The organism is Streptomyces sp. NPDC048507, from assembly GCF_043199995.1.
Classification (GTDB): Bacteria; Actinomycetota; Actinomycetes; order Streptomycetales; family Streptomycetaceae; genus Streptomyces.
In genome coordinates, this window is sequence record NZ_JBICWZ010000020.1 from 40,119 (window position 1) to 52,261 (window position 12,143).

9 protein-coding genes and 1 pseudogene are annotated in these 12,143 nt (G+C 72.7%); 6 read left to right on the forward strand and 4 right to left on the reverse strand.

All coding sequences use genetic code 11. The features are described from left to right. The first annotated feature begins 265 nt into the window (after positions 1-265). Complete coding sequence (locus ACGFXC_RS33120) at positions 266-865, forward strand: hypothetical protein (RefSeq protein WP_393718594.1); 600 nt, start codon at positions 266-268, stop codon at positions 863-865. Here the strand turns inward: ACGFXC_RS33120 and ACGFXC_RS33125 are convergent. Both ACGFXC_RS33125 and ACGFXC_RS33130 read right to left on the reverse strand, forming a co-directional pair. Continuing rightward, on the reverse strand, positions 816-1,679 hold the full coding sequence (locus ACGFXC_RS33125; RefSeq protein WP_393718595.1) for a carbohydrate-binding protein: 864 nt from the start codon (positions 1,677-1,679) through the stop codon (positions 816-818). The two genes, ACGFXC_RS33120 and ACGFXC_RS33125, sit on opposite strands and share 50 nt — an antisense overlap. 124 nt (positions 1,680-1,803) lie before the next feature. Beyond that, on the reverse strand, positions 1,804-2,736 hold the full coding sequence (locus ACGFXC_RS33130; RefSeq protein ID WP_393718596.1) for an AraC family transcriptional regulator: 933 nt from the start codon (positions 2,734-2,736) through the stop codon (positions 1,804-1,806). 431 nt (positions 2,737-3,167) lie between these two features. On the opposite strand from ACGFXC_RS33130, the gene ACGFXC_RS33135 reads away from it, so the two are divergent. The 5 genes and pseudogenes from ACGFXC_RS33135 to ACGFXC_RS33155 form a co-directional block, all read left to right on the forward strand. After that, the gene (locus tag ACGFXC_RS33135; protein WP_393718597.1) at positions 3,168-3,587 is read left to right on the forward strand and encodes a hypothetical protein; all 420 of its coding nucleotides are present in this window, start codon (positions 3,168-3,170) and stop codon (positions 3,585-3,587) included. 540 nt (positions 3,588-4,127) lie between these two features. After that, positions 4,128-4,478 (forward strand): PRC-barrel domain-containing protein, encoded by a 351-nt coding sequence (locus tag ACGFXC_RS33140; RefSeq protein ID WP_393718598.1) that lies wholly within the window; start codon positions 4,128-4,130, stop codon positions 4,476-4,478. A gap of 193 nt (positions 4,479-4,671) precedes the next feature. Further along, a complete protein-coding gene (locus tag ACGFXC_RS33145; protein ID WP_393718599.1) occupies positions 4,672-5,082 on the forward strand; it encodes an STAS domain-containing protein in 411 nt (136 codons plus the stop codon). Then, positions 5,079-7,313: a SpoIIE family protein phosphatase gene (locus ACGFXC_RS33150; protein ID WP_393718600.1), complete on the forward strand. Its 2,235-nt coding sequence runs from the start codon at positions 5,079-5,081 to the stop codon at positions 7,311-7,313. The genes ACGFXC_RS33145 and ACGFXC_RS33150 overlap by 4 nt, the downstream gene beginning before the upstream one ends. A gap of 893 nt (positions 7,314-8,206) precedes the next feature. Then, positions 8,207-8,602, forward strand: a pseudogene (locus ACGFXC_RS33155) (transaldolase family protein); the annotation flags it as partial. Positions 8,603-8,810: 208 nt separating this feature from the next. On the opposite strand, the gene tkt reads toward ACGFXC_RS33155, so the two are convergent. Beyond that, positions 8,811-11,030 carry a transketolase gene (tkt, locus tag ACGFXC_RS33160; RefSeq protein WP_393718601.1) on the reverse strand — a complete coding sequence of 740 codons (2,220 nt, stop codon included), beginning with the start codon at positions 11,028-11,030 and terminating at the stop codon, positions 8,811-8,813. Then, positions 11,024-11,989: a transaldolase family protein gene (locus ACGFXC_RS33165; RefSeq protein ID WP_393718662.1), complete on the reverse strand. Its 966-nt coding sequence runs from the start codon at positions 11,987-11,989 to the stop codon at positions 11,024-11,026. The genes tkt and ACGFXC_RS33165 overlap by 7 nt, the downstream gene beginning before the upstream one ends. Positions 11,990-12,143 lie beyond the last annotated feature (154 nt).

Genomic DNA, 12,143 nt, shown 5'->3' on the forward strand with positions numbered 1-12,143 from the left:
CCCTGGCCGACGGTCAGGGTGCGGCCCGGATCGGATCGGCCCCGGCGGTCGGGTGTACGGGGTGAGGCGGCCCAGGCGGACCGGCAGCTGCCGGGTCGCCGGGGGGCCGTACGCGCGGACCCGGTCGTGCGTGAGCGGGACGCGCTCCGTGTGGCCCCACCAGACCGTCCGAGCCGCCCCATGTCGTTCGGTCCGGCCCCGAGGCTTCGAAGTGCCCGGCCGTTCTCCAGAGCGCCGCGAGCGCGCCGTTGGCGTGGGGCCGTGGATGGCGCGCGCGTGGCGACTCGGAGCGAAGGTGCTCGCCGTGTACGACGTGCCCACCGAGGACGGTCTGCCGTGGGGGGTGATGCGTCTCGTCGAGGGTGTGTCCCTTGCGCAGGAACTCAAGCGACGCACTCGCCTCGGTCCCGAACGGGCCTCTGAGATCGCGCTCGGTGTGCCGACGGCTCTCAGGGCCGCGCACCGGCTCGGCATCGTGCACCGGGACGTCAAGCCGGCCAACATCACGCCGGCCGCCAACAGGACGTCGGCCTCGGCGATCATGGCGGCAGTGGCCTTCGAGCCGCATCCGCCGTTGCGGAACGCGGGCGCGCTGACCGTGCTGATCGAACAGCTCCTGACGAAGCAGCGCGCGGACCGGCCTCCTGCAAGCGACGCGATCGCCGCGCTGAGGGTGCTGTCAGGGGCGTCCGCCCGCCGAGGTCGGACCCGGCCCTGGAGGGCGGACCGGTGTCCTGACGGGGGGCGCGGGACGGCCGGGGACGCTTCGGGGACGGAGAGGCCCCGCCCGCCCTCCTGCGCGGCCGCCCCCTCTCTCAGAGGCGCTGCCAGAGGGCCGGGACGTTCGGCGGCTCCCAGCCGGTGACCGCGGTGTGCGCCTGCAGGCAGCGGTAGGCGGTCCCCGCGTACGTGACCCCGTCCCCGGCCCGGTAGGCCCGGCCGGCAGCCCAGGTGCCCGTGGGCGGAGTGGTCGGCGGGGTGGTCGGCGGGGTGGTCGGCGGGGTGGTCGGGTCCTGGGGAACGTCCAGGACGAAGTCGAAGGTGCCCTCCCGGCCGGGCCCGGCCTGGCGCACGTTCATGACCAGACGGCTGTCGAAGAGGGTGTCCGTGCTGTTGCGCGGCTCGCCCGGGAAGTACAGCTGGGTGGTGACCACCCGGCGCCCGGGCGCCTGGAGCTTGACGTGCAGGTGGCGGGTGCGCCCGGGGTAGAGCCCGGGAACGATGGTGGTCAGGCTGAACGCACCTTGCGCCGTGCTGAACTGGTGTCCGCGGAAGGAATAGCCGCTGTTGTCGTACGCGCCGTTGTCGTCCGCCTGCCAGAAGTCCAGCAGCACGTTCGGGACGGGGCGGCAGCCCCGGTCGAAGACGTAGCCGGTGACGGTGAGCCGGATGCCGGGCGTGCCGGCGGTGACCAGCGAGTCGCGCAGCGGGGAATTGGGCTTGAAGTACGGGCCCTCCATCTGTTCCACCGTCTGCCCGTCGCCGTCGTGGCAGTCCGGGGTCGGGGCGAGGCCGGCGCCGCCCGTGAGCGGCTGCTCACGAGCGAGCGCGACCGGCCCTGCGACCAGCAGCGGGGCGGCGCCGAGTGCGGCGGCGGCGCGCAGCACGCTCTTGCGGCTGACCCGGCGTCCGTTCCCGGCGGGTCCGGGTGCTGAGGTGGGCTCTTGCGGTAAGGGCATCGAGATCTCCTCGCTCGAATGGTGGGGGGTGGGGGTGGGGGGCGCGAAGGGGAACGACGGACCCCGTCGGAGTCCGTCCCGGCCGGGGCGGCGGGCCCCGGCCGGTTCGCGGCCAGCAGCAAACCTACGGACCGTCCGGGTGCCCCGCGATGGACTCGGTCCGGGGATCGTGGTGCATTCGAACGGCCCAGGTGCGGAACTCGCCCGGCGACATCCCCGTCTCTCTCCTGAAGAACCGGCAGAAGTAGGCCGGGTCCGAGAAGCCCGCCACGTTCGCTATCCGGCGGACGGTCATGTTCGTGCCGGACAGCAGCCTCTTCGCCTCCAGGGTCTGCTGCCGCCGGATCAGGCTGCCGGGCGAAAGCCCCGTGGCCCGCCGTACGAGCGTCTGGAAGTGACCGGCCGACATGCCGAGTTGACGTGCGTACCAGCCCACCGGCCGGCTCACCCCACCGGGCTCGCAGAGCAGCCGGCCGAAGGCCGCGGCCGCTTCCGCGGCCCGGTCGTGTGCCGGAGCGGGCGAGTCCGCTGGCGCGTCCGTAGGGCCGAGGGCGCGCGTTGCCCGGGCGATGAGGATGTGCAGGTAGGCCCGTAGCACGCCGTGATGGCCGGGCGGCAGGTCCCTGGCCTCGGTGGCCATGTCGGCCAGGAGCGCGGCGATCGGTGCGGCCTGGTCACCGGCCGGGTGGCCGGGCCGGCCGGCCAGGCGCCGCAGGGCGGCCGCGTCGTCGGTGTGGGGCAGGAGGAAGTCCTCGTCGAAGAGCACCACGTTCCCGGTGAGTTCCTCCGCGTCGGCCCAGTGGTGCACCTGGCCGGGGGTGATCACGCACAGCTGGGGTGGTTCCACGGTTCTGCGGACCAGGTCCAGCACGTGCGCGCCGCTGCCGCCGGTCACGTGGACGATCTCGTAGAAGGTGTGCCGGTGGGGGAAGGCGGCGCGCGAGAGCGGGCCGATGCTGTCGAAGGTCCCGATCGCGAAGGGCAGGAGGTGGGGAAGGGGAACGTCAAGGCGGTGGAGGGGCAGGTCGGGGAGGCGGGTGTGCGCGGGCCGGTCCATCCCCGCAGTCTCCGACCTGCTCCCCCAACAGGTACAGACCAATCACGGACGTCGTCCGGGTCCGCGCCCGCTCCTGGGTCACCGGTGCGGCCCCGCACGGCCCGAGCCCCACACGGCCCCGCCGACGAGCGGTCGATGCGGGCGGTCGGGCACGGCGAGAGCGGCCGGGCAGGGGCGCCACCGCTGCCGGACCTGAGCCGGTGTCGAATCGCCTGACGGCTCCAGCGGCGCGACGGGCGCGGCGGCGGCCGGCTCGAAGCGCTCGCCGAACGCAGGGGGAGTGGGCGGCGCCCTGTTCACCGTGCGGGCCGGGACCACCGCCCCGGCGGTCATCGCGGATACTGACCGGGCCCGCGAAAACCGTATTCGACAGCGCAATTCGAGCCAGGTCATCTGCTCATGGCGAATCAGGAAGGAAGGAGAACTGAGCGGTGATGCGCACCAGGTATTACGTCGAGGGTGCATTCGGCGCGCCGGACTTTGCGGGGCCTGCCGAGCTGAACATCCTCGGGCAGTGGGTGACGGCCGACGTCCAGCTCTCGCCGCTGTCCGTTCTGGAGGCCATCGACCTCGTGACCGAGGCCAAGGCCGACCCGGCCTTCACACCGGAGGACCTGGACGGGAACGCGCACACCGTCACCATCAGCCCGCAGGGCGTCAGGGTGGAGAACCATTTCGTCGAGCACGTGCAGGGTGAATACACCCTCGACGACGCGTTCCAGGTGCTGGTCGACTTCTGGGACTACTGCTGCCTGGCGAACCCCCCGAAGGCCGCCTCGCGTCGGCGTGAATACGCCGTGGAGCACGGCCGCGATCCGCTGGCCGGAATCCGTGACCGCCCAGCGGCATGACGGCTCCCCTTGCGCGAGGCGCCGTCCGAGAAGAAGCTCGCCGTAGAACTCGACCCCGGGGACCGTTACCACCAGGACCCACCCGCACTGCCTGCCCGCGTGTGACGAGCGTGCGGCCCGAGCCGGCGCACGACACCCGCCAGCCGCGCCCGGCCCGGACCGGCCGGCCGATGTCCACGAACCCGGCCAGCTCCACCGGCTCCGGCCCGCCCGCGTCCCCGCCACCGTCGTCCGGGTGGTGTCCCGGCGGATGCTGGGGGTGGGGGCATCGCCACCCCGGTTCTGTGGTCCGGAGCGGACGTCGCGCGGGTATGCCCGGGCGTCGGGGTGGCGCCCGGACGCAGCAGCGGACCAGCTCACCTCCGAAGATCGGCGGCCTCGTCGGCCGAACCAAAATTCGAGGCGTGTAACAGCGTTGATGTGGGGCAGGCGAAGTTCAGGCCGGAACGCGAGTTCCGCCGCAGATGTGGCACACACAAGGAAGACCAGCCGGAAATTCCGTTTCCGCTGGTTCCTGTTTATCGGAGGAGTTGTTTTCGCATGACCGAGAATGTGTGGGGTTACCGTGAGACGTCCGGCCGACTGGCCGGTGGCGACCTGACGGGCTACAAGGTCGAGGCGACCGATGGCTCCATCGGCAAGGTCGACAAGCACTCCGACGAGGTCGGCTCCGCTTACATCGTCGTCGACACCGGTCCGTGGATCTTCGGCAAGGAAGTCCTCCTGCCCGCCGGCACCATCGTCCGCGTCGACGCGGACGACAAGAAGATCTTCGTCGACCGTACGAAGGAGCAGATCAAGGACGCTCCCGAGTTCGACAGGGACAAGCATCTCGGCAACGCCGAGTACCACAACCAGGTCGGCGGCTACTACGGCAAGAACCGCCTCTGACCTGCGTTCTCAGACCTGCGCACGGGGCGGGGCGGCAACCACACGTTGCCGCCCCGCCCCATTGCCGTACCCGGAGCCCGCAGGGCCCGAGGGCGGTCGACGTCCAGAGAGGCACGGTCCGCAGGACGGTGCGGAGCCGGTCTGTCCGGTCTCTACGATGGGAGCGGTTGTCGCCGATGGGAGGAAGCTGCGGGTGTTCTCGGTGCAGGTCGCGCAGGAAGAGCGGAGCGTGGTGTTGGCCCTGCGCGGCGAGCTCGACTTCGACAGCCTCGTCCAGTTGGACGAGGCCGGTCAGGAAGTACTGGCCCGGGGAGCGGGGACGGGGCCGGTAGTGGTCGACTGCGCCGCTCTGGCGTTGTGCGATTCCTCCGGGATCGGTGCCTTGCTGCGGCTTATGCGGCAGCTCGCGGGGCAGGGGCGGGTACTGCGGCTCTCGGGCGTGCCCGCGCCGGCGGCCCGGCTCCTCGCGGTGACCGGCTTGGACCAGATCTTCGAGGTGTACCCCGGCCGGGAGCAGGCTCTCGCTGCGGGTGCCGATCGACATGGCAGGGTGGCTGCCGGCAGTGACGAGTCGGCGCAGCCGAGGGAGAGGCAGGATTCATGACGCGCGTTCCGGGGCGGCAGGCCCCTCAACCCGCCGGGGCGGCGGGAGCGCGCACCGTCGCCGAGGAAGGCGCGGATCATGACCTGCGGGCGCTGTTCGGTGAGTCCTCGGCCATCTTCGCCTACCTGGCCGGGCCGGCTCACATGCTGCAGACGGCGAACGCGGCGTTCTTCACCGCGATCGGCGGCGAGCGGACCGAAACCGGATTGCCGCTGGGGCAGCTGATGCCGGAACTGGTCGAGCAGGGCTTCATCACGCTGTTGGACCGGGTCTACCGCACGGGCGAGACCCACACCGCCCGCGATGCCCGGGTCCTGCTCGGTGAAGGGGAGAACGCCCGGGAGGGCTTCTTCGACTTCACCTACGAGCCCCGCGTGGACGCCGGCGGCAACGTGATGGGGGTGCGGGTGGTCGGGGTGGAGATCACCCAGGTCAAGCATGCCCAGCGGCTGACGGCGGAGCACCGGGTGCTGCTGGAGCAGATCGCCCGCCAAGCCCCACTGTCGGAGGTGCTGGAGGGCATGGCGCGCGCCATCGAGGCTCTCGCGCCCGAGGAGGTACTGGTGTCGGTGCTCCTCGCCGATCCCGACGGCCGGCACCTGCGGCACGGAGCGGCTCCGAGCCTGCCCGACTTCTACAACCGGGCCATCGACGGCATCGCCACCGGCGAGGGCGTCGGCTCCTGCGGCACCGCCGCCCACCGCCGCCTGCCGGTGACCGTCACGGACATCGCGACCGACCCGTTCTGGGACGACTTCCGGGCGCTGGCCGACCAAGCCGGCCTTGCCGCTTGCTGGTCCACCCCCATCCTGGCCCGCGACGGTGCCTTGCTGGGCACCTTCGCGATGTACCACCGCACCCCGCGCACCCCCCAGTCGGCCGACCTCGCGCTGGCGAGGGTCTTCGCGGACACCGCCGCGCTGGCCATCGAACGCCACCACGCCGAACAGGCCCGCGCGGACGCCGAGGCACGGGAGAAGGCGGTGCGCGACGACCTCACCTTCCTCCTGGAAGCCGGCAGCGCGCTCACCTCCGACCTCGACGCCACCCAGGTGCTCACCCGGCTGGCCGGCTCCTGCGTGCCGAAGCTGGCCCCGCTGTGCACAGTCGACCTCATCGAAAACGGCCGGGTGCGCCGGATCGCCGCGATCGCCCCGACCCAGGAAGAACGAGACCGGCTCACCTCCCACATCCCCGTCTACGACGCCGTCGATGACGCCGTCGCCCGCGTCCTGGCCTCGGGCACCAGCGAGGTGGCCCGCCGCACCCCCACCGGGCCGGGCCCCTGGCACGACCTGAACGTCACCGGCTACCTGTGCGTCCCCCTCATGGACCGCGACCAGGCGTTCGGCGCCGTGACGCTGCTCTCCACCGGCGACCATGCCTTCGACGGCCACGCCGTCGCACTGGCCGAGGAGCTCGCCCGCCGCGCGGCCTCGGCCGCCCGCAACGCCCTCCAGTACACCCACCGCGCCGCCCTCGCCCGCGATCTCCAGGCCGGACTCCTCCTGCCCGACCTGCCCGACGTACCCGGCACCGAGGTCGCGACCTACTACCACCCCGCCGGCGAAGGCCTCGACATCGGCGGCGACTTCTACGACGTCTTCCCCCTCAAGGACGGCCGCTGGGCCTTCCTCCTCGGCGACGTCTGCGGCCGCGGTGCCACCGCCGCCACCACCACCGCCCTCGTCCGCCACACCGCCCGCGCCGTCGCCTCCCGCCTCCCCGGCCCCGCCGACGTCGTGCAAGCCGTCAACGAAGCTTTGATCGACCGCCCCGGCAGCCACGGCACCGGCTTCGTCACCCTCGTATACGGCCAGCTCACCCCCACCCCCACCGGTCTCGACATCGAACTGGTCCGCGCCGGCCACAACGCCCCCCTGCATCGGGAGGCCCACCGCACCGTGCGCGCCCTCGATGCGAACGGGCTCCTGCTCGGTGTCTCCCCCCAGGCGCTCGTCACACCGCACCGTCTTCACCTGCGACCCCACGAGAGCCTGGTCCTGTACACCGACGGCATCACCGAAGCCCGCCGCCCCGACGGCGACATGTTCGGCGACCAGCGCCTCGCCGACACCGTGGCCCACCTGCCCGGCCGGCCCCGCCCCCAGCAGCTCATCGACGGCATCATCACCGCCCTGCACGCCTTCACCGACGCCGGCGACATCGACGACGACCAGGCAATCCTCGTCCTGACCGCCACCACCTCCCCCGGCCCGTCCACCCCCTGAGCGGATCTGCTGCACCATCCCGAGCGAGCCGGACCGGCATCCGTGCAGGCATGGAGTTCTCGATCGCCCTGCTGCGCAGCCGGGCACCGGGGTATACCGAGGCAGCGGGTCGGCCCCGCGCCCCGGCCGAACCGTAGGGACTTCCGGAGCCCGCGGCCGGACGCTTGCCGGTCGTTGGGCCGCCCGGGAGTTCGCGATCGGGGTCGCGTGCGTCGTGGTTGCCGCCCAGCCGTGTCCACCGAAGTGCGCGGGTTCGCGGAACCCCGGAGGTGACAGCGGACAGCCGCAATTCCCGACGTACGGCCGCTTGGTGCCGTAGCGGCGTGTGACTGACGCTGGGCCGCGCAGGGGCACCCGTCACACCCGCCTGTCCGGTCCGGGCCCTTCTCCCAGGCGCCACACCGCTCATGAGGTGGGTGATCTGCGCGTTGGCGCGGTAGGCGGCCTGGCCGTCTCGGAGGTCGACGATGTAGTTGGTGAACACGTGCTGAGTCCGGTCGAACCGTGGGGCCATGACCGCAGCGAGGAATTCGGCGCGCACTCGGCGGGAGGGGCTGAAGGCGTAGAGATCGGGCAGGGCAGGCGGCTCGGTGACGCCGGGGCCGCCGCTCTGGACCCGGGTGGCGCTGTCGGCGCACCGCCGCCGCGGTGCCCCGGTCCGCCGGACGCGGTGGCAGCCGCACGGTGTGCGCCCCCTCCCCCACCCTGCGTGCGGACGTCCCCACTGCGGGCGGCGCCGCGGACGCGAGTCGGTCCTTCGGGGTATTCCGCTTGCTTTGGGGTGATCCGGGCAGGCGGGGAGGGAACCACCTACCAGCGCCGCCGCCGTCCGTTCGCCCTTCGGGCGGCAGCGTCCCGGCGTGCGCGGCGCCGTACCGCTAGGGAGGTCTCACATGTCCGTCCCCGCCGGATCCAGCCCGCTCGCCGCCCTGTCGGAGGCCGGTGTCGCGGTGTGGCTCGATGATCTGTCCCGGGAGCTGCTCGCGGGCGGAGAGCTGGAGCAGCTGATCGCGGAGAAGCACGTCGTGGGGGTCACGACGAATCCCACGATCTTCGCTTCGGTCCCGTCGAGGGGTGACCGCTACACCGAGCAGCTACGCGGCGTGGGCGATGCGGGTGGCAGCGTCGACGACGCGGTCTTCGCCCTGACCACCGATGACGTGCGCAGTGCCTGTGACGTGCTGGGCCCGGTGTACGAGCGGAGGGCGGGCATCGATGGCCGGGTGTCCATCGAGGTCGACCCGCGGCTGGCGCAGGACGCCGGTGCCACCGTCGCGACGGCCCGCAAGCTCTGGGAGGCGGACGGCCGCGATCTGGCGGACATCCACTCGGTGGCCTCGTTCTTCGTCTCCCGCGTCGACGTCGAGGTCGACCGGCGTCCGGACGCGATCGGCAGCGGGGAGGCTCCGGCGCTCAAGGGCAGGACCGCGGTCGCCGACGCGCGCCTCGCGCTCCAGGCCTACGAACGACTGCTCGTGGACCCGCGCTGGCAGTCGATCAGGGGTGGTCGCCGGTGCCCCCCTCCGTTGGTGCTGAGGCGTGCTGGTGTCCGCCGGGGAAGGGAGCCCGGGCGGCGTCGTGGATGCTGTCGCGGGCGGCCGCGGCCACGGCCTCGGGCGTGATGCCGAACTCCGTGTAGAGACGCTGGTAGTCGGCGGAGGCCCCGTAGTGTTCCAGGCTGACGATGCGTCCCGCGTCCCCCACCACGTCACGCCAGCCCTGGCCGACGGCGGCCTCGACGCTCACACGGGCGCGCACACTCGGCGGCAGGACGGTGTCCCGGTAGGACCGGGGCTGGGCGGCGAACCATTCGTGACACGGCATCGACACCACCCGTACCGCCAGGCCTTCGCCGGTCAGCACGTCGCGCGCGTCCAGGGCGATGTGGACCTCCGACCCGGTGGCGACCAGGATCACCTCGGGCACCGCGCCGTCGCGCGCGTCGGCGAGGACATAGGCCCCGCGGGCCGCTTCCCGGGCCGGGGCGTACGTGTCGCGGTCGAGGACGGGCAGGTTCTGGCGGGAAAGGATCAGGCCGGCGGGCCGGTCGGTGTGTTCCAGGATCGTCTGCCAGCAGGCGGCGGTCTCGTTCGCGTCGGCGGGGCGCACCACGTCCAGGCCGGGGATGGCGCGCAGTGCGGCGAGGTGTTCGACGGGCTGGTGGGTGGGCCCGTCCTCGCCCAGGCCGATGGAGTCGTGGGTCCAGATGTAGATGGCGGGCAGCCGCATGAGGGCGGCGAGCCGGACGGCGGGGCGCATGTAGTCGGAGAAGGTGAGGAAGGTGCCGCCGTAGGGGCGCGTGAGGCTCTGCAGGGCGATGCCGTTCAGGATGGCGCCCATGGCGTGCTCACGGATCCCGAAGTGCAGGGTCCGTCCGTAGGGTCCGCCCTTCCAGTCCTTGGTCTGCCGGTCGGCCGGCACGAACGACGGCGCGCCGTCCATGGTGGTGTTGTTGCTCCCGGCGAGGTCGGCCGAGCCGCCCCACAGCTCCGGCAGCACCGGGGCCAAGGCGGTGAGGATCGCGCCCGACGCGGCGCGCGTCGCCATCCCCTCGGCATCGCCCCCCTCGGCATCGGCGGGGAAGGCGGGCAGGACGTCGGCCCAGCCGTCCGGGAGCCGCTGGGCCCGGAGCCGGTCCAGCAGCGCGGCCCGCTCGGGATGCGCGGTGCGCCAGGCCGTGAACGCCTCGTCCCATGCGGCGTGGGCAGCGCGGCCGCGCTCCGCCGCCTTCCGTGTACGGGTCAGGACCCGGTCCTCGACGGTGAAGTGTGATGCGGGGTCGAAGCCGAGGAGCTGCTTGGTGGCGGCGACTTCGTCCTCGCCCAGCGCGGAGCCGTGGGCCTTTCCGGTGTTCTGTTTGGTCGGGGCGGGCCAGCCGATCAGGGTCCGCAGCATGATCAGCGAGGGGCGTCCGGTCTCGGCCCGGGCGGCGCGGGTCGCGGCGAGCAGGGCGTCGACGTCCTCGACGTACTCACCGGTGGCGGTCCAGTCGACGCTCTGCACGTGCCAGCCGTAGGCGGCGAAGCGCGCGGGCACGTCCTCGCTGAAGGACACGTCGGTGTCGTCTTCGATCGAGATGTGGTTCGAGTCGTAGAAGACGGTCAGGTCGCCCAGTTCCTGATGGCCGGCCAGGGAGGCGGCCTCGGCGGTGACGCCTTCCATCAGGTCGCCGTCGGAGGCGATGACGTAGACGTGGTGGTCGAAGGGGCTGGTCCCCGGCTCCGCGTCCGGGTCCAGCAGCCCGCGTTCGCGGTGCGCTGCCATCGCCATGCCGACCGCACTGGCCAGGCCCTGCCCCAGCGGTCCGGTGGTGATCTCCACCCCGCGCGTGTGACGGTGCTCGGGATGGCCGGGGGTCGCCGAGCCCCAGGTCCGGTACGCCTCCAGGTCCGCGAGCTCCAGGCCGTAGCCGGCCAGGTACAGCTGGATGTAGAGGGTGAGGCTGGAGTGCCCGCAGGACAGGACGAACCGGTCCCGGCCCAGCCACCGGTCGTCGGCGGGGTCGTGCTTCATGACGTTCTGGAACAACAGGTACGCCAGCGGAGCCAGACTCATCGCCGTCCCGGGATGCCCGTTGCCGGCCTTCTGCACCGCGTCGGCCGCCAGCAGCCGCACGGTGTCCACCGCACGTACGTCCACTCCGTCCCACCCGGCACGCCCGGCCACCGGACACACCAGGGACCTGTCGCCCCACACCGCATCGAACTCGCTCACCATGCTGTCCCTTCGTCGAGCGTACGGGTGGCCCTCCGGACCGCCCGCCCGTGGATGCGCCATCGCGGCCGTGCCGTCCGGCACCCGCCGCTGTCCTCGGCGCTGTCACCGCGCGGTCCGCGGCCGGGACCCCGGGGTCCGGGCCGCCGCGACGGAGCGCACCTCCTCCAGCGTCGTGCTCTGCCGCTCGGCGCGTTCCAGCAGCACGTCGAGGTCGTCGGCGCGCAGGGTGCGCCGGCAGGCTGCGCGCCCTGGACGCCCGTCAGCATCGCCTCCGCCTCCAGGACGTCGCTGAGCGGGGAGCGGGAGAACAGGTGCCCGTTGGTCTTCAGGCGGCCCGCCGTCTCCGCCGGCCGGCCCGCGGCCGTCTCGGACGGGCTGGTCGACACGCCCAGGTCCGTCATGAGCCGGGCCAGGGCGGTGCGGTCCTCCTCGACCTGCTCCGCGAGCTCGGCGAGCGTGTGGCCGTCCCGTTCGTCCTCGCGGGCGTCCGCAGCCCGCCTGAACAGCTCCAAGCCGCCGGCGGCGGCGGCGCAGTGGTCGCCCAGGTAGATCGCCAGGAGCCCGCCGTCCCCGGAGCCGGCGTCCGCCGCTCCGGGCTGCGCGTGCATTGCGCGGGCGACCGACTCTCCGAGCTCGCTCCGGTTGTCCTCGAACTTCCTCAGCCCCTCGTGCTCCAGCGCGTCGGTGACGTCGGTGAAGTCGACGCCGACCCGTTCCAGCGCGGCGAAGTGGTCCCTGGCCGCCGTGAAGTCCGCCACGGCGGGCGCGTGCGCGGGAAGGGTGCCGTGATCGGCGAAGGCGGCCGGTGTGCTGCCGGGCATGGTGTTGACCGTGCCCGCGATCACCAGCCCGCGGACGTACGTCGTGTCGGGCAGGTTCGGGTCCTCGACGCCGGTGGAGGCCCACCGCGGGCGCTGCGTGCGGGCTCCCGCCGCGGCGAGCCGCCCTGCGCACCGCAGCGTCGCGCCGCTCCCCGACCGGGGAGGCCGCCTCGCTGATCAGCGTCACGTCGACGGGTAACGCGGCGGTGGTCATTCCGGCAGGCCGCCGGTCCACCGGTGTGCAGGACGTTGATCTCCGCCGCCGGGTTCTCCTCGTTGCGGGTGCCGTCAT

Bases quoted from the DNA above. Each gene is read 5' to 3' on its own strand.
- ACGFXC_RS33120 (WP_393718594.1), top strand. From the start codon at position 266: ATGGCGCGCGCGTGGCGACTCGGAGCGAAGGTGCTCGCCGTGTACGAC.
- ACGFXC_RS33130 (WP_393718596.1), bottom strand. From the start codon at position 2,736: ATGGACCGGCCCGCGCACACCCGCCTCCCCGACCTGCCCCTCCACCGC.
- ACGFXC_RS33150 (WP_393718600.1), top strand. From the start codon at position 5,079: ATGACGCGCGTTCCGGGGCGGCAGGCCCCTCAACCCGCCGGGGCGGCG.
- ACGFXC_RS33125 (WP_393718595.1), bottom strand. From the start codon at position 1,679: ATGCCCTTACCGCAAGAGCCCACCTCAGCACCCGGACCCGCCGGGAAC.
- ACGFXC_RS33140 (WP_393718598.1), top strand. From the start codon at position 4,128: ATGACCGAGAATGTGTGGGGTTACCGTGAGACGTCCGGCCGACTGGCC.
- tkt (WP_393718601.1), bottom strand. From the start codon at position 11,030: ATGGTGAGCGAGTTCGATGCGGTGTGGGGCGACAGGTCCCTGGTGTGT.